12 protein-coding genes are annotated in these 18,213 nt (G+C 63.8%); 11 read left to right on the forward strand and 1 reads right to left on the reverse strand.

Going from position 1 to position 18,213, the window contains the following annotated elements; genetic code table 11:
• Nucleotides 1-116: 116 nt before the first annotated feature.
• Both gltB and QMX89_RS10930 read left to right on the forward strand, forming a co-directional pair.
• Nucleotides 117-4,565, forward strand: coding sequence for a glutamate synthase large subunit (gltB, locus tag QMX89_RS10925; RefSeq protein ID WP_049861772.1), 4,449 nt, complete (start codon nucleotides 117-119; stop codon nucleotides 4,563-4,565).
• Between the two features lie 33 nt (nucleotides 4,566-4,598).
• Nucleotides 4,599-6,017 (forward strand): FAD-dependent oxidoreductase, encoded by a 1,419-nt coding sequence (locus QMX89_RS10930; protein ID WP_049861773.1) that lies wholly within the window; start codon nucleotides 4,599-4,601, stop codon nucleotides 6,015-6,017.
• Between the two features lie 306 nt (nucleotides 6,018-6,323).
• Here the strand turns inward: QMX89_RS10930 and QMX89_RS10935 are convergent, their stop codons facing one another.
• Nucleotides 6,324-7,364, reverse strand: coding sequence for a low specificity L-threonine aldolase (locus QMX89_RS10935; protein ID WP_282348145.1), 1,041 nt, complete (start codon nucleotides 7,362-7,364; stop codon nucleotides 6,324-6,326).
• A gap of 146 nt (nucleotides 7,365-7,510) precedes the next feature.
• Between QMX89_RS10935 and QMX89_RS10940 the strand changes: the two genes are divergently transcribed.
• The 9 genes from QMX89_RS10940 (at nucleotide 7,511) to QMX89_RS10980 (ending at nucleotide 18,209) form a co-directional block, all read left to right on the forward strand.
• Complete coding sequence (locus tag QMX89_RS10940) at nucleotides 7,511-8,221, forward strand: TraX family protein (RefSeq protein ID WP_282348146.1); 711 nt, start codon at nucleotides 7,511-7,513, stop codon at nucleotides 8,219-8,221.
• Nucleotides 8,222-8,382: 161 nt separating this feature from the next.
• Complete coding sequence (gene glyA, locus QMX89_RS10945; RefSeq protein ID WP_282348147.1) at nucleotides 8,383-9,636, forward strand: serine hydroxymethyltransferase; 1,254 nt, start codon at nucleotides 8,383-8,385, stop codon at nucleotides 9,634-9,636.
• 16 nt (nucleotides 9,637-9,652) lie between these two features.
• The gene (locus QMX89_RS10950; protein ID WP_282348148.1) at nucleotides 9,653-10,903 is read left to right on the forward strand and encodes a sarcosine oxidase subunit beta family protein; all 1,251 of its coding nucleotides are present in this window, start codon (nucleotides 9,653-9,655) and stop codon (nucleotides 10,901-10,903) included.
• Nucleotides 10,904-10,917: 14 nt separating this feature from the next.
• Complete coding sequence (locus QMX89_RS10955) at nucleotides 10,918-11,244, forward strand: sarcosine oxidase subunit delta (RefSeq protein ID WP_043191317.1); 327 nt, start codon at nucleotides 10,918-10,920, stop codon at nucleotides 11,242-11,244.
• A complete protein-coding gene (locus QMX89_RS10960) occupies nucleotides 11,241-14,258 on the forward strand; it encodes a sarcosine oxidase subunit alpha (RefSeq protein ID WP_282348149.1) in 3,018 nt (1,005 codons plus the stop codon). The genes QMX89_RS10955 and QMX89_RS10960 overlap by 4 nt, the downstream gene beginning before the upstream one ends.
• 155 nt (nucleotides 14,259-14,413) lie before the next feature.
• The gene (gene soxG, locus QMX89_RS10965; RefSeq protein WP_049861778.1) at nucleotides 14,414-15,046 is read left to right on the forward strand and encodes a sarcosine oxidase subunit gamma family protein; all 633 of its coding nucleotides are present in this window, start codon (nucleotides 14,414-14,416) and stop codon (nucleotides 15,044-15,046) included.
• Between the two features lie 43 nt (nucleotides 15,047-15,089).
• Nucleotides 15,090-15,947 (forward strand): formyltetrahydrofolate deformylase, encoded by an 858-nt coding sequence (gene purU, locus QMX89_RS10970; RefSeq protein WP_282348151.1) that lies wholly within the window; start codon nucleotides 15,090-15,092, stop codon nucleotides 15,945-15,947.
• Nucleotides 15,948-16,147: 200 nt separating this feature from the next.
• Nucleotides 16,148-17,347 carry a formaldehyde dehydrogenase, glutathione-independent gene (fdhA, locus tag QMX89_RS10975; protein ID WP_043191307.1) on the forward strand — a complete coding sequence of 400 codons (1,200 nt, stop codon included), beginning with the start codon at nucleotides 16,148-16,150 and terminating at the stop codon, nucleotides 17,345-17,347.
• A gap of 286 nt (nucleotides 17,348-17,633) precedes the next feature.
• Complete coding sequence (locus QMX89_RS10980) at nucleotides 17,634-18,209, forward strand: DUF2780 domain-containing protein (RefSeq protein WP_282348152.1); 576 nt, start codon at nucleotides 17,634-17,636, stop codon at nucleotides 18,207-18,209.
• Nucleotides 18,210-18,213: the final 4 nt, after the last annotated feature.

The following is an 18,213-nucleotide window of genomic DNA, read 5'->3' on the forward strand; positions in this document are numbered from 1 at the left end:
TGTACAATAACCTCCCTTTTGCCTCCGCAAAGCCGGCGTACGTTCGGCGCGCATGGTAACTAGTTGAATCGAAAAGAAATTGCCTCGAAAAGAGGCAGCCTGGTGAGAATGTGTCTATGAAAACAGGTCTGTATCGTCCGGATGAATTCAAGGATAACTGCGGTTTTGGCCTGATTGCCCATATGTCGGGTGAGCCCAGCCATAACCTGTTGCAAACGGCCATCGAGGCCCTGACCTGCATGACCCACCGCGGTGGGATCAACGCCGACGGCAAGACCGGCGACGGGTGCGGCTTGCTGATCCAGAAGCCCGACCTGTTCCTGCGTGCCATCGCCAAGGACCATTTCGGCAGCGAACTGCCCAAGCAGTACGCCGTGGGCATGGTCTTCTTCAACCAAGACCCGGTGCGCGCGCAAGCGGCACGCGACAACATGAATCGCGAGATCGAAGCCGCCGGCCTGCAACTGATCGGCTGGCGCGACGTGCCGATCGATACCAGCGTGCTCGGCCGTCTGGCCCTGGAGCGCCTGCCCAAGATCCAGCAAGTGTTCGTCGGCGGTGAAGGCCTGAGCGATCAGCAGTTCGCGATCAAGCTGTTCAGCGCCCGTCGCCGTTCGTCCGTGGCCAACGCGGCCGACACCGACCATTACATCTGCAGCTTTTCGCACAAGACCATCATCTACAAAGGCCTGATGATGCCGGCCGACCTTACGGCCTTCTACCCGGACCTGTCCGACGAGCGTCTGCAAACCGCGATCTGCGTGTTCCACCAGCGCTTCTCGACCAATACCCTGCCGAAGTGGCCGTTGGCCCAGCCCTTCCGCTTTCTCGCCCACAACGGCGAGATCAACACCATCACCGGCAACCGCAACTGGGCCTTGGCCCGTCGTACCAAGTTCGCCAACGATCTGATCCCGGATCTGGAAGAGCTCGGCCCGCTGGTCAACCGCGTGGGATCCGACTCCTCCAGCATGGACAACATGCTCGAACTGATGGTCACCGGTGGCATCGACCTGTTCCGTGGTGTGCGCATGCTGATTCCGCCGGCCTGGCAGAACGTCGAGACCATGGACCCCGACCTGCGGGCGTTCTATGAGTACAACTCGATGCACATGGAGCCGTGGGACGGTCCGGCCGGTGTGGTCATGACCGACGGCCGCCATGCCGTGTGCCTGCTCGACCGTAACGGCCTGCGCCCGGCGCGCTGGGTCACCACCAAGAATGGCTACATCACCCTGGCGTCGGAAATCGGCGTGTGGAACTACCAGCCCGAGGACGTGATTGCCAAGGGCCGTGTGGGCCCGGGCCAGATCCTGGCGGTCGATACCGAAACCGGCCAGGTCCTGCACACCGATGACATCGACAACCGCCTGAAGTCGCGCCACCCCTACAAGCAGTGGCTGCGCAAGAGCGCGCTGCGTATCCAGTCGACCATGGAAGACAACGACCACGGTTCGGCTTTCTACAGCAGCGACCAGCTCAAGCAGTACATGAAGATGTACCAGGTGACCTTCGAGGAGCGCGACCAGGTGTTGCGCCCGCTGGGCGAGCAGGGCCAGGAAGCCGTGGGCTCGATGGGCGATGACACGCCGATGGCCGTACTGTCCCATCGGGTCCGTACGCCTTACGACTATTTCCGCCAGCAATTCGCGCAGGTCACCAACCCGCCGATCGATCCGCTGCGCGAAGCGATCGTGATGTCGCTGGAAATCTGCCTGGGCGCCGAGCGCAATATTTTCCAGGAATCCCCAGAGCATGCTTCGCGGGTGATCCTTAGCTCGCCGGTCATCTCGCCCGCCAAGTGGCGCTCGCTGATGAACCTGGATCGGCCGGGCTTCGATCGCCAGGTCATCGAGCTGAACTACGATGAAGCCATGGGCCTCGAGGCCGCCGTGCGCAACATCGCCGATCAGGCAGAGGAAGCCGTGCGCGCCGGACGTACCCTGCTGGTACTCAGCGACCGCAACATCGCGCCGGGCAAGCTGCCGGTGCACGCGTCGCTGGCGACCGGTGCCGTGCACCATCGCCTGACCGAAAAGGGTCTGCGCTGCGACAGCAACATCCTTGTCGAAACCGCCACCGCCCGCGATCCGCACCACTTCGCGGTGCTGATCGGCTTCGGTGCTTCGGCGGTCTATCCGTTCCTGGCCTATGAAGTGCTGGGCGACCTGATCCGGACCGGTGAAGTGCTGGGCGACCTCTACGAGGTGTTCAAGAACTACCGCAAGGGCATCACCAAGGGCCTGCTCAAGATTCTTTCGAAGATGGGCATCTCCACCGTGGCTTCGTACCGCGGCGCCCAGCTGTTCGAGGCTATCGGTCTGTCCGAGGAAGTCTGCGAGTTGAGCTTCCGCGGCGTGCCGAGTCGTATCAAGGGCGCGCGTTTCGTCGACCTGGAAGCCGAACAGAAAGCCCTCGCTGCCGAAGCCTGGAGCACGCGCAAGCCGATCCAGCAAGGTGGCCTGTTGAAGTTCGTCTACGGCGGCGAGTATCACGCCTACAACCCGGACGTGGTCAACACCCTGCAAGCCGCGGTGCAGCAGGGCGACTACAGCAAGTTCAAGGAATACACCGCGATCGTCGACAACCGTCCGGTGTCGATGATCCGCGACCTGCTCAAGGTCAAGACCCTCGACCAGCCGCTGAGCATCGACCAGATCGAACCGCTGGAAGCGATCCTCAAGCGTTTCGATTCGGCCGGGATTTCCCTGGGTGCGCTGTCGCCCGAGGCTCACGAAGCGCTGGCCGAGGCGATGAACCGCCTGGGCGCGCGTTCCAACTCCGGTGAAGGCGGCGAAGACCCGTCGCGCTACGGCACCGTGCGCAGCTCGAAGATCAAGCAGATCGCCACTGGCCGGTTCGGCGTCACTCCCGAGTACCTGGTCAACGCCGAAGTGCTGCAGATCAAGGTGGCCCAGGGCGCCAAGCCCGGGGAGGGCGGTCAGCTGCCCGGCGGCAAGGTCAACGGCCTGATTGCCAAGCTGCGTTATGCCGTACCTGGCGTGACCCTGATTTCGCCACCGCCGCACCACGACATCTACTCCATCGAGGACCTGTCGCAGCTGATCTTCGACCTCAAGCAGGTCAACCCGGCCGCACTGGTATCGGTGAAGCTGGTGGCCGAGGCGGGGGTAGGCACCATCGCCGCCGGCGTGGCCAAGGCCTATGCCGACCTGATCACCATTTCCGGTTACGACGGCGGCACCGGGGCCTCGCCCCTGAGCTCGATCAAGTACGCCGGCGCGCCGTGGGAACTGGGCCTGGCCGAAACCCACCAGACCCTACGGGGCAACGACCTGCGCGGCAAGGTGCGGGTACAGACCGATGGCGGCCTGAAAACCGGCCTGGACGTGATCAAGGCGGCCATTCTCGGTGCCGAGAGCTTCGGCTTCGGTACCGCGCCGATGATCGCTCTGGGCTGCAAGTACCTGCGCATCTGCCACCTGAACAACTGCGCCACCGGCGTGGCCACGCAGAACGAGAAGCTGCGCAAGGACCACTACATCGGCACGGTCGACATGGTGATCAACTTCTTCACCTACGTGGCCGAGGAAACCCGCGAATGGCTGGCCAAGCTGGGCGTGCGCAGCCTGGGCGAGTTGATCGGGCGCACCGACCTGCTGGAAATGCTGCCCGGTGAAACCGCCAAGCAGCAGCATCTGGACCTGACCCCACTGCTGGGCAGCGACCAGATTCCGGCGGACAAGCCGCAGTTCTGCGAAGTGGATCGCAACCCGCCGTTCGACAAGGGCCTGCTGGCCGAGCAGATGGTGGAAATGGCCTTGCCGGCGATTCAGGGCAAGACCGGTGGCGATTTCGAGATGAACATCTGCAACTGCGACCGTTCGATCGGTGCGCGCATCTCCGGCGAGATCGCCAAGTTGCACGGCAACCAGGGCATGAACGCCAACCCGCTGACCTTCCGCTTCAAGGGCACTGCAGGTCAGAGCTTCGGCGTGTGGAACGCCGGTGGCCTGAACATGTACCTGGAAGGCGATGCCAACGATTACGTCGGCAAGGGCATGACCGCCGGCAAGCTGGTGATCGTGCCGCCCAAGGGCAGCCCGTTCAAGACCCAGGACAGCGCCATCATCGGCAACACCTGCCTGTACGGCGCCACGGGCGGCAAGCTGTTCGCCGCCGGCACCGCAGGCGAGCGTTTCGCGGTGCGCAACTCCGGTGCCCATACGGTCGTTGAAGGCACGGGCGATCACTGCTGCGAATACATGACCGGCGGTTTCGTCTGCGTGCTCGGCAAGACCGGCTACAACTTCGGTTCGGGCATGACCGGCGGTTTCGCCTACGTGCTCGACCAGGACAACAGCTTCGTCGACCGGGTCAACCACGAACTGGTGGAAATCCAGCGCATCAGTGGCGAAGCCATGGAAGCCTACCGTACTCACCTGGAACGCGTGCTGGCCGAATACGTCGCCGAAACCGACAGCGAATGGGGCCGCAACCTTTGGGAAAACCTGGACGATTACCTGCGTCGTTTCTGGTTGGTCAAGCCCAAGGCCGCCAACCTGAAATCGCTGCTGTCCAGCACCCGTGCCAACCCGCAGTGATATGCGCCTGAAGAGTTTGATGAGGTTTTAACAATGGCTGAACGTCTGAGTAATGACTTCCAGTTCATCGAGGTCGGGCGCAAAGATCCGAAGAAGAAACTGTTGCGTCAACGCAAGAAAGAGTTCGTGGAAATCTACGAGCCCTTCAAACCCGCGCAGTCGGCCGATCAGGCCCACCGCTGCCTGGGCTGTGGCAACCCGTACTGCGAATGGAAGTGCCCGGTGCACAACTTCATTCCCAACTGGTTGAAGCTGGTCGCCGAGGGCAACATCCTCGCGGCCGCCGAGCTGTCGCACCAGACCAACACCCTGCCCGAAGTGTGCGGCCGGGTGTGCCCGCAGGATCGTCTGTGCGAGGGTGCCTGCACCCTCAACGACGGTTTTGGCGCAGTGACCATCGGTTCGGTGGAGAAGTACATCACCGACACCGCGTTCGCCATGGGCTGGCGTCCGGACATGTCCAAGGTCAAGCCGACCGGCAAGCGCGTCGCCATCATCGGCGCCGGCCCGGCCGGGCTGGGTTGCGCCGATGTGCTGGTGCGCGGTGGCGTGACCCCGGTGGTGTTCGACAAGAACCCGGAAATCGGTGGTCTACTGACCTTCGGCATCCCCGAGTTCAAGCTGGAAAAGAGCGTGTTGAGCAATCGCCGCGAAGTCTTCACCGGCATGGGCATCGAGTTTCGCCTGAACACCGAGGTGGGCAAGGACATCAGCGTCGAGCAGTTGCTGGAAGAGTACGATGCCGTGTTCATGGGCATGGGCACCTACACCTACATGAAAGGCGGCTTCCCCGGTGAAGACCTGCCTGGCGTGCACGACGCGCTGGATTTCCTGATCGCCAACGTCAACCGCAACCTGGGCTTTGAAAAGTCGCCGGAAGATTTCGTCGACATGAAGGGCAAGAAGGTCGTGGTACTGGGCGGTGGCGACACGGCGATGGACTGCAATCGCACGTCGATTCGCCAGGGCGCCAAGGCGGTGACCTGCGCCTATCGTCGCGACGAGGCGAACATGCCGGGCTCGCGCAAAGAGGTGAAGAACGCCAAGGAAGAAGGGGTGAAATTCCTCTACAACCGTCAGCCGATCGCCATCGTGGGTGAAGACAAGGTCGAAGGCGTGAAGGTGGTCGAGACCCGTCTCGGCGAACCCGATGCCCGTGGCCGTCGCAGCCCTGAGCCGATTCCGGGTTCCGAGGAGATCATCCCGGCCGATGCCGTGGTCATCGCTTTCGGCTTCCGCCCAAGCCCTGCGGCCTGGTTCCAGGACCACAGCATCCAGACCGACAGCCAGGGCCGCGTGGTGGCACCGGAACAGGGTCAGTTCAAGCACCAGACCAGCAACCCGAAGATCTTCGCCGGCGGCGACATGGTGCGCGGCTCGGACCTAGTGGTCACCGCCATCTTCGAAGGCCGCAACGCCGCCGAAGGGATCCTGGATTACCTGGAAGTCTGAGTCAGCGTGGGTGGTGGTAACCGCTCCCACGGTGGAACTGCGGTGACCTGAGCAGGATGTGGGAGCGGGCTCTGCCCGCGAAAAGGTCTCTGCGGTATTTCAGGTGCACCGCGGTGGATTCTTCGCGGGCAGAGTGGCTCGCCGCCCGCCCCGCTCCCACAAGGCCACTGCAGTACTTCAGGTATACCGCGCTGAATTCTTCGCGGGCAGAGACCCGCTCCCACAAGGTTGCTGCGGTATTTGAGGTACACCGCGGTGGATTCTTCGCGGGCAGAGTGGCTCGCCGCCTGCCCCGTTCCCACAGGATCAGGCGCTCATGACAGCCTTGATGTCATGAGCCAGCTCGCGCACGCGGGCTTCTTCGGTGTCCCATGAGCACATGAAACGGGCGCCGCCGCTGCCGATAAAGGTGTAGAAGCGCCAGCCCTTGGCGCGCAGGGCTTCCAAGGCCGGTTCCGGCATCTGCAGGAACACGCCGTTGGCCTCCACCGGAAACATCAACTCCACCCCCGGTATACCCTCGACCAGCGCCTTGAGCAGCTGGGCACAATGGTTAGCGTGCCCCGCATGCTTGAGCCAGGCATCGTTCTCCAGCAAGCCCACCCAGGGCGCCGACAGGAAGCGCATCTTCGAGGCCAGTTGGCCCGCCTGCTTGCAGCGATAATCGAAATCTTCGGCCAGATCATGATTGAAGAACAGGATCGCCTCGCCCACCGCCATGCCATTCTTGGTGCCACCGAAGCACAGTACATCCACGCCCGCCTTCCACGTCAGTTCGGCTGGCGAGCAGCCCAGAAACGCGCAGGCGTTGGCGAAGCGTGCGCCGTCCATGTGCAGGTTCAGGCCGAGCTCCTTGCAGGTGGCGCTGATGGCCCTGAGCTCTTCGGGACGGTACACGCTGCCCACTTCGGTGGCCTGGGTCAGGGTGACCACACGCGGCTTGGGGTAGTGAATGTCCTGGCGCTTGAGCGCCACTTCGCGAATGGCCTGCGGGGTCAGCTTGCCCATTTCCGTGCGCGCGGTGAGCAATTTGGAGCCATTGGAGAAGAACTCGGGGGCACCGCATTCGTCGGTCTCGACGTGAGCGGTTTCCGAACAGATGACGCTGTGGTAGCTCTGGCACAACGACGACAGGGCCAGGGAGTTGGCTGCAGTGCCGTTGAAGGCGAAGAAGACTTCACAGTCGGTTTCGAACAGGCGTCGGAATTCATCGGCGGCGCGTGCGGTCCACTGGTCGTCGCCATAGGCGCGCTGATGGCCCTGATTGGCCTGTTCCATGGCCGCCCAGGCCTCGGAGCAGATGCCCGAATAGTTGTCGCTGGCGAACTGTTGGGTTTGGTCGTTCATGGGCGGTCCTTGGTGTTAGGTATGGGAAGCACTGTAAACCAACTGTGAGAGATGTGTCGTCTCAGCGGGCCTCTTCACCTGTGGGAGCGGGCTCTGCCCGCGAAGAGGCCGGCATGAGCAACCCACAAACTTGAGGCTATCCACAGATGACCCGCAACCGCTCACTGGACCTGCTCAAATGGTTGGCCATGCTGTGCATGGTGCTCGACCATCTGCGCTATGTCGGCTGGTCGCTGGACTTCCTCTATGTACCGGGTCGCCTGGCGTTCCCCTGGTTCTGCCTGGCCATCGCCGCCAACCTGATGCGCCGCCCGGAAGCCCCCCTGGGTGGCCGCTACCTGGCGTGGTTGCTGATCTTCGCTGCGCTTTCGGAAATCCCTTACCGCCTGTTCGTCTATCCCGCCGACACCCTCAACGTCCTGCCGACCCTGGCCCTGGGTCTGGTGGCCGCCAAGGCCTGGCAGCAACGGCGACAACCGGCCATGGCCGCGCTCGGCTGTGCGGTACTCGTCGCTGCCATTGTCTTCGACCACCACTTGATGTTCGGCCTGGCCGGCGTGCTGCTGCCGCTGGGCTTCGTGCTCGCCTGGCAGCGCCCGCTGTACTGGGCGCTGCCACTGGGCGTGCTGTGCCTGGCCGCCAACGCCTGGAGCAATCTGTTCGAATCGGCTCGCCACCTCTACTGGCCGGCCATTGGCGGCATCGTCGCCTGCCTGCTGGCACCGGGGCTGGGTCTGCTTGTACTGCGTACCGATGTGCGCCATGCCGTTGTCCCCATGCGCCGCTGGGCCTACGCCATCTACCCCCTGCATTTCCTTGCCCTGCTGGGCCTTCGCCTGCTGTTGCGCGCGCTCTGACGCTGGCCTGATCGCGCCATGTCGTAAACGAACCTCTGCAAGGCGCGCGCAGGCATTTGGTCGGATCGCGCCGGCCCTACCATCGCTCTCAAAGGGGGCAGCCGCAGACGGTCGCCTTCGTCCAACAAGCCAGGCGCCGCGCCGCCGCTGGGGAGACTGCGATGTTCAGCAAAGAAGATCAGATCAAGGGCTATGACGACGTCCTGCTGGCGGCCATGAACGCCGAGGATCAGCGTCAGGAAGACCACATCGAACTGATCGCCTCGGAAAACTACACCAGCAAGCGCGTGATGGAGGCCCAGGGCAGCGGCCTCACCAACAAGTACGCCGAAGGCTATCCAGGCAAGCGCTACTACGGTGGCTGCGAGCATGTGGACAAGGTCGAGCAACTGGCCATCGATCGCGCCAAGCAGCTGTTCGGCGCCGACTATGCCAACGTCCAGCCTCACTCCGGTTCCCAGGCCAACGCCGCCGTCTACCTGGCGCTGCTGCAGGCCGGCGACACCGTACTGGGCATGAGCCTGGCCCACGGCGGTCACCTGACCCACGGCGCCAAGGTCAGCTTTTCCGGCAAACTCTACAACGCCGTTCAGTACGGCATCGACACCGACACCGGTCTGATCGACTACGACGAGGTCGAGCGCCTGGCCATCGAGCACCAGCCGAAGATGATCATCGCCGGCTTCTCGGCCTACTCCAAGACCTTGGATTTCGCCCGGTTCCGCGAGATCGCCGACAAGGTAGGCGCCTACCTGTTCGTCGACATGGCCCACGTGGCCGGGCTGGTTGCCGCCGGCCTGTACCCCAACCCGATTCCGTTCGCCGACGTGGTCACCACCACCACCCACAAGACCCTGCGTGGCCCACGTGGCGGCCTGATCCTGGCCCGTGCCAACGAAGCTCTGGAAAAGAAATTCAACGCCGCCGTGTTCCCCGGCGGTCAGGGTGGCCCGCTGATGCACGTGATCGCCGCCAAGGCGGTGTGCTTCAAGGAAGCGCTGGAGCCTGAATTCAAGACCTACCAGCAGCAGGTCATCGACAACGCCCAGGCCATGGCCGGGGTGTTCGTCGAGCGCGGCTACGACGTGGTCTCTGGCGGCACCGACAACCACCTGTTCCTGGTCAGCCTGATTCGTCAGGGCCTGACCGGCAAGGACGCCGACGCTGCCCTGGGTCGTGCCCACATCACCGTGAACAAGAACGCGGTGCCCAACGATCCGCAATCGCCCTTCGTGACCTCGGGCCTGCGCATTGGCACCCCGGCAGTCACCAGTCGTGGTTTCAAGGTGGCCCAATGCACGGAGCTGGCCGGCTGGATCTGCGACATCCTCGACAACCTGGGCGATGCCGACGTCGAGGCCAACGTGGCCCGCCACGTGACGGCCCTGTGCAGCGACTTCCCGGTCTACCGCTGAGAGTGGAGTGAACACCATGCAACGTTATTCTGGCTTCGGCCTCTTCAAGCACTCGCTCAGCCACCACGAAAACTGGCAGCGCATGTGGCGCACGCCGACCCCCAAGAAGGTCTACGACGTGGTCATCGTCGGCGGTGGTGGGCACGGTCTGGCCACTGCCTACTATCTGGCCAAGGTCCACGGCATCACCAACGTGGCCGTGGTCGAGAAGGGCTGGTTGGGCGGTGGCAATACCGCGCGCAACACCACCATCGTGCGTTCCAACTACCTGTGGGACGAGTCGGCGCACTTGTACGAGCACGCCATGAAACTCTGGGAAGGCCTGTCCCAGGACATCAACTACAACGTGATGTTTTCCCAGCGCGGCGTGTACAACCTGTGCCACACCCTGCAGGACATGCGCGACTCCGAGCGCCGCGTCAGCGCCAACCGCCTCAACGGCGTGGACGGCGAACTGTTGAACGGCAAGCAGGTGGCCGAAGAGATTCCCTACCTGGACTGCAGCAAGAACACCCGTTACCCGATCATCGGCGCTACCGTCCAGCGGCGTGGCGGCGTGGCCCGTCACGACGCCGTGGCCTGGGGCTATGCCCGTGCGGCCGACGCCCTGGGCGTGGACCTGATCCAGCAGACCGAAGTGATCGGTTTCCGCAAGGAAAACGGCGTGTGCATCGGTGTCGAAACCAACAAGGGTTTCATCGGCGCCAAGCGCGTCGGTGTGGTCACCGCCGGCAACTCCGGGCACATGGCCAAGCTGGCCGGCTTCCGTCTGCCGGTCGAGTCCCACCCTTTGCAGGCGCTGGTGTCGGAGCCGATCAAGCCCATCATCGACAGCGTGATCATGTCCAACGCCGTGCATGGCTACATCAGCCAGTCGGACAAGGGCGACCTGGTCATCGGCGCCGGTATCGACGGTTGGGTCGGCTACGGCCAGCGCGGTTCGTACCCGATCGTCGAGCACACCCTGCAAGCCATCGTCGAGATGTTCCCGGTGCTCTCGCGCGTTCGCATGAACCGCCAATGGGGCGGCATCGTCGACACCACGCCGGACGCCTGCCCGATCATCTCCAAGACCCCGGTGCCGAACATGTTCTTCAATTGTGGCTGGGGCACGGGTGGCTTCAAGGCCACACCGGGCTCGGGCCATGTGTTCGCCGCCAGCCTGGCCACCGGTGAAATGCACCCGCTGGCCAAGCCGTTTTCCATCGAGCGCTTCCACAACGGCGCGCTGATCGACGAACACGGCGCTGCCGCCGTCGCCCACTAACAGGAGAAACGATCATGCTGAACATCTTCTGTCCACACTGTGGCGAGCTTCGCAGCGAAGAAGAATTCCACTGCTCGGGCCAGGCGCACATCGCCCGACCGCTCGATCCAGGCGCGTGCACCGACGCGCAGTGGGGCGAGTACATGTTCTTCCGCAACAACCCGCGTGGCCTGCAGCACGAGCTGTGGATCCACGCCGCCGGTTGCCGCCAGTATTTCAATGCGACCCGCAACACGGTCACCTATGAAATCCTGGAAACCTATCGCATCGGCAGCCAGCCCCAGTTCGTCGAGAAGACTATCGACGAAACCCCTCAAATCGCCTCGGGAGATCAGCCATGAGCCAGGTCAATCGCCTGTCCAACGGCGGACGTCTGGACCGCAGCAAGAAGCTGACCTTCACCTTCAACGGCACGACCTACGTCGGCTATGAAGGTGACACCCTGGCCTCGGCCCTGCTGGCCAATGGCATCGACGTGATCGGTCGCAGCTTCAAGTATTCGCGCCCGCGCGGCATCGTTGCCGCAGGCGCCGAAGAGCCCAATGCGGTGCTGCAGATCGGCGCCACCGAGGCCACCCAGATTCCCAACGTGCGCGCCACTCAACAGGCGCTGTACCAGGGCCTGGTCGCCACCAGCACCAACGGCTGGCCGAACGTCAACACCGACATGATGGGTATCCTGGGCAAGGTCGGCGGCAAGCTGATGCCGCCCGGCTTCTACTACAAGACCTTCATGTACCCGCAGTCCTTCTGGATGACTTACGAGAAGTACATCCGCAAGGCCGCCGGCCTGGGCCGTTCGCCGACCGAAGTCGACCCCGATTCCTACGACTACATGAGCCGCACCTGCGACGTGCTGGTGGTCGGCGCCGGCCCGGCCGGGCTGTCTGCCGCCCTGGCCGCGGCGCGCAGCGGTGCGCGGGTGATCCTGGCCGACGAGCAGGAAGAGTTCGGCGGCTCGCTGCTCGATACCCGCGAGAGTCTGGACGGCCAGCCGGCCGGTGAATGGGTGAAAGCGGTCATCGCTGAACTGCAAGGTTTGCCGGACGTGACCTTGCTGCCTCGTGCCACGGTCAACGGCTATCACGACCACAATTTCCTGACCATCCATCAGCGCCTCACCGATCACCTCGGCGACCGTGCACCGATGGGCCAGGTGCGCCAGCGCATGCACCGGGTTCGCGCCGGGCGCGTGGTGCTGGCCACCGGCACCCACGAGCGGCCCCTGGTGTACGGCAACAATGACGTGCCGGGCAACATGCTGGCCGGCGCCATTTCCACCTATGTGCGCCGCTACGGCGTGGCACCGGGCAAGAAGCTGGTGCTGTCGACCAACAACGACCATGCTTACCGCGTGGCCCTGGACTGGTACGACGCCGGCCTCAAGGTCGTCGCCGTGGCCGATGCCCGGCACAACCCGCGTGGTGCGCTGGTCGAGGAAGCTCGCGCCAAGGGCATCCGTATCCTGACGTCCAGCGCGGTGATCGAAGCCCGTGGCAGCAAGCACGTCACGGCAGCGCGCGTCGCCGCCATCGACGTCAGGGCACACAAGGTGGCCAGCCCCGGCGAGTGGCTCGACTGCGACCTGATCGGCAGCTCGGGCGGCTACAGCCCGGTGGTCCACCTGGCATCGCATCTGGGCGGCAAACCGATCTGGCGTGAAGACATCCTCGGCTTCGTGCCTGGCGAAGCCCCGCAGAAACGCGTGTGCGTGGGCGGCGTGAACGGCGTGTATGCCCTGGCCGATGCCATGGCCGACGGGTTCGAAGGCGGGGCAAGAGCCGCGTCCGAGACCGGTTTCGGCATTGTCGAAGGCACCTTGCCCAAGGTCTTGAGTCGCGTCGAGGAGCCCACCCTTGCGCTGTTCCAAGTCCCCCACGACAAGGACACGGCACGTGCGCCCAAGCAGTTCGTCGACCTGCAGAACGACGTCACCGCGGCCGCCATCGAGCTAGCCACCCGTGAGGGCTTCGAGTCGGTCGAGCACGTCAAGCGCTACACCGCGCTGGGCTTCGGTACCGACCAGGGCAAGCTGGGCAACGTCAACGGCCTGGCCATTGCTGCCCGTTCGCTGAACGTCACCATTCCGGAAATGGGCACCACCATGTTCCGCCCCAACTACACGCCGGTCACCTTCGGTGCGGTGGCTGGGCGTCACTGCGGCCACCTGTTCGAGCCCGTGCGGTTCACTGCGCTGCATGCCTGGCATGTGAAGAACGGCGCCGAATTTGAAGACGTCGGCCAATGGAAGCGCCCTTGGTACTTCCCCAAGCGCGGTGAGGACATCCATTCCGCCGTTGCCCGCGAATGCAAGGCGGTGCGCGACAGCGTCGGCCTGCTGGACGCCTCGACCCTGGGCAAGATCGACATCCAGGGCCCGGACGCGCGCGAATTCCTCAACCGCATCTACACCAACGCCTGGACCAAGCTGGACGTGGGCAAGGCGCGCTACGGCCTGATGTGCAAGGAAGACGGAATGGTCTTCGACGACGGCGTGACCGCCTGCCTGGCCGACAACCACTTCCTGATGACCACCACCACCGGCGGTGCCGCACGTGTTCTGCAATGGCTAGAAATCTACCAGCAGACCGAGTGGCCGGACCTGAAGGTGTACTTCACCTCGGTCACCGACCACTGGGCGACCCTGACCCTGTCCGGGCCCAACAGCCGCAAGCTGCTCGGCGAAGTGACCGATATCGACCTGGACAAGGACGCTTTCCCGTTCATGACCTGGAAGGAAGGGCAGGTAGCGGGTGTGCCAGCACGGGTGTTCCGCATCTCCTTCACCGGCGAGCTGTCGTACGAGGTCAACATCCAGGCCGACTACGCCATGGGTGTGCTGGAGAAGATCATCGAGGCAGGCAAGCAGTACAACCTGACTCCGTACGGCACCGAAACCATGCACGTGCTGCGCGCCGAGAAGGGTTTCATCATCGTCGGCCAGGACACCGATGGCTCGATGACCCCGGACGACCTGAACATGGGCTGGTGCGTGGGGCGGACCAAGCCGTTCTCGTGGATCGGCTGGCGCGGGATGAACCGCGAAGACACCGTGCGCGAGGAGCGCAAGCAGTTGGTGGGACTCAAGCCGATCGATCCCAACAAATGGTTGCCCGAAGGCGCTCAGTTGGTGTTCGACCCCAAGCAGGCGATCCCCATGAGCATGGTCGGCCACGTGACGTCGAGCTACGCCAGCAACTCGCTGGGTTACTCGTTCGCCATGGGTGTGGTCAAGGGTGGCCTCAAGCGCATGGGTGAGCGGGTGTTCTCGCCCCAGGCCGATGGCAGCGTGATCGAAGCCGAAATCGTTTCCTCGGTGTTCTTCGATCCGAAGGGCGAGCGGCAGAACATCTAGCACAGGGCGCCTGTAGGAGCGGCCAGTGGCCGCGAAAAGCCCGTCGCGGTGTGCCAAGGCAACTGCAGCAGGCCCTTCGCGGCCGATGACCGCTCCTACGGGAGCTCACCATCTTCTTGCAGGCTTCAACAGCATTCACTGACAGGTGCAGCAAAATGACCACAGTCAACGTATACCAGCAACGCCCCACCTCGGGCGCCAAGGCCGAAGACCCGCTTCACCACGCCGACCTCGCCAGCCTGGTCGGCAAGGGCCGCCAGGGTGCCGGTGTGACCCTGCGCGAGAAAAAACTGCTGGGTCACCTGACCCTGCGCGGAGACGGCCATGATGCGACCTTCGCCGGCGCCGTGCACAAGGCCACCGGCCTGGAACTGCCGGGCGCCTTGAGCCTGGTCAGCAACGGCGAGACATCGCTGCAATGGCTGGGCCCGGACGAGTGGCTGCTGATCGTTCCCGGTGGCGATGAGTTGGCCGCCGAGCAGCGGTTGCGCGAGGCATTGGCCGGGCTGCATGTGGCGGTGGTCAACGTCAGCGGCGGCCAGTCGCTGATCGAGCTGAGCGGGCCGAACGTGCGCGACGTACTGATGAAGTCCACCAGCTACGACGTGCACCCGAGCAATTTCCCGGTGGGCAAGGCGGTGGGGACAGTGTTCGCCAAGTCCCAACTGGTCATCCGCCGTACGGGCGAGGAAACTTGGGAGCTGCTGATCCGCCGCAGCTTCGCCGACTACTGGTGGCTGTGGCTGCAGGATGCTTCGGCCGAGTATGGGCTGAGCATCCAGGCCTGACCGCTCATACAGTTGTTTCGACCTCGACACCAAAGGACTACCCATGAGCCATGCCCCTGATACCTGGATCCTCACCGCCGATTGCCCAAGCGTTTTGGGCACGGTGGACGCGGTCACGCGCTACCTGTTCGAGCAGGGCTGCTATGTCACCGAGCACCATTCGTTCGACGACCGGCTGTCGTCGCGCTTCTTCATCCGAGTAGAGTTTCGGCAGCCTGAAGGTTTCGACGAGGCCGCCTTTCGCGCCGGGCTGGCCGAACGCGGTGCCAGCTTCGGCATGATCTTCGAGCTGACTGCGCCGCAGTATCGGCCCAAGGTGGTGATCATGGTGTCCAAGGCCGACCACTGCCTCAACGACCTGCTCTATCGTCAGCGCATCGGCCAGTTGCCCATGGACGTGGTTGCGGTGATCTCCAACCATCCGGACCTCGAGCCGCTGGCGCGCTGGCACGACATTCCCTACTACCATTTCCCCCTCGACCCCAAGGACAAGCCGTCGCAGGAGCGCAAGGTGCTGCAGGTCATCGAACAGGCCGGCGCCGAACTGGTGATCCTCGCCCGCTACATGCAGGTGTTGTCACCGGAGCTGTGCCGCCGCCTGGACGGCTGGGCGATCAACATTCACCACTCGTTGCTGCCCGGTTTCAAGGGCGCCAAACCGTACCACCAGGCTTACAACAAAGGCGTCAAGCTGGTCGGGGCGACCGCGCACTACATCAACAATGACCTGGACGAAGGGCCGATCATCACCCAAGGTGTAGAAGTGGTCGATCACAGTCACTACCCCGAAGACCTCATCGCCAAGGGGCGCGATATCGAATGCCTGACCCTGGCCCGAGCCATCGGCTACCACATCGAGCGCCGCGTGTTCCTCAACGCCAACCGCACGGTGGTGCTGTAGCAGCGGCGCAAGCCGCGTCCGGCCCTGATGTGATGTGTCAGGTGTACCGCGCCGTCATTGACGCGGCTTGCGCCGCTGCTACAGATGACCGCGCATTCCTGTAGCAGCGGCGCGAGCCGCTTCAGGGCAGCACACGAATCAACGCATGACCGCAGCACGCAAAACCCAAGCTCAACAACAATAAACAGCGAGGTGAAAGCATGTCTGGTAATCGTGGAGTGGTGTATCTGGGCTCCGGCAAAGTCGAAGTGCAGAACATCGATTTTCCCAAAATGCAGGACCCGCGAGGCAAGCGCATCGAACACGGTGTGATCCTGCGCGTGGTCTCGACCAACATCTGCGGCTCCGACCAGCACATGGTCCGCGGCCGTACCACGGCTCAGGTCGGCCTGGTGCTGGGCCATGAGATCACCGGCGAGGTGATCGAGGCCGGTCGCGACGTCGAGCACCTGAAGGTCGGTGATCTGGTGTCCGTACCCTTTAACGTCGCCTGTGGTCGTTGCCGCTCCTGCAAGGAGCAGCACACCGGCGTTTGCCTGACCGTCAACCCGGCGCGTCCGGGCGGCGCCTACGGCTACGTCGACATGGGTGATTGGGTCGGCGGCCAGGCCGAGTTCGTCCTGGTGCCCTATGCCGACTTCAACCTGCTCAAACTGCCCGACCGCGATGCAGCCATGGAGAAGATCCGCGACCTGACTTGCCTGTCCGACATTCTGCCAACCGGTTACCACGGTGCGGTGACGGCTGGCGTTGGCCCCGGCAGCACCGTGTACGTCGCCGGCGCCGGGCCGGTCGGGCTGGCCGCCGCTGCTTCTGCGCGCCTGCTGGGCGCGGCCGTGGTTATCGTCGGTGACGTCAACCCAACGCGCCTGGCGCACGCCAAGGCTCAGGGCTTCGAGATCGCCGACCTGTCCCAGGACACCCCGCTGCACGAGCAGATCGCCGCCTTGCTGGGCGAGCCGGAAGTGGACTGCGCAGTCGATGCGGTGGGCTTCGAGGCACGCGGTCACGGCCACAGCGGCGCCAAGGCGGAAGCCCCGGCGACCGTGCTCAACTCGTTGATGGGCGTGGTGCGCGTGGCCGGCAAGATCGGCATCCCCGGCCTGTACGTCACCGAGGATCCGGGCGCGGTGGATGCGGCGGCGAAGATGGGCAGCCTGAGCATCCGCTTCGGGCTGGGCTGGGCCAAGTCGCACAGCTTCCACACGGGCCAGACACCGGTGATGAAATACAACCGGCAACTGATGCAGGCCATCATGTGGGACCGCATCAAGATCGCCGACATCGTCGGCGTGGAAGTCATCTCGCTGGACGACGCCCCGCGCGGCTACGGCGAATTCGACGCGGGCGTACCGAAGAAATTCGTCATCGACCCGCACAAACTGTTCAGCGCCGCCTGATCACAACCGCTCCCACACACTCTGCCCGCGAAAACGCAAAGCGTTATACGTGGCGCACCAAGATCCCCTGTGGGAGCGGGGCGGGCGGCGAGCCCTCTGCCCGCGAACAGCTCACCGCGCAGTCCCTGAACGACCGCGCCACTCCCTTCGCGGCCACGGACCGCTCCTACACAAGACATGTCGTGCAACTCCCCGCCATTACACAATTTTCACCCTCAAGGAACATAATGGGACCGAACTGCCGTTTGACGACGGTCCGCTTATCTGTCCCCGAGGTTGCTGCACAATGAACATCACTCGCGCCATGGCCCTGGCTTCCCTGATGGCCGTTGCCACCAGTCCGGCCTTCGCTTTCAACCTGAACGACGCGGTCAACGCCGCTGCCACCCTGCAGAACGGCAAGCAAGGCAACAACGCTGCCGTGGCTGCCGCACCGGAAGCCGCAGGCCTGCTCAACACCTTGGGCTCGACCCTGAACATCACCCCGACCCAGGCCATCGGCGGCACCGGCGCCATGCTGGGCCTGGCCAAGAACCAGCTGAGCACTGCCGACTATGCACAACTGAGCAAGTCCGTGCCCGGCATCGACAAGCTTTCGGGCAACAATGCCCTGGGTGGCTTGAGCGGTCTGAGCGGTCTGCTCGGCAAATCCGACCAGAAGAATATCAGCGCCCTGAACAACGCCCTGGGCGATGTCAAAACCACCAGCGACATGAACAGCGCCTTCAGCGCGCTGGGCATGAACAGCGGCATGGTCGGCCAGTTCGCGCCAGTGATTCTGCAATATTTGGGGCAACAGGGCGTCGGTGGTCCGCTGCTCAAGAGTCTGGGCAGCGTCTGGGGCACCGGGACGGGCAGCTAAGCCT

Source organism: Pseudomonas sp. PS01301 (genome assembly GCF_029960215.1).
GTDB classification, from domain to species: domain Bacteria; phylum Pseudomonadota; class Gammaproteobacteria; order Pseudomonadales; family Pseudomonadaceae; genus Aquipseudomonas; species Aquipseudomonas coleopterorum.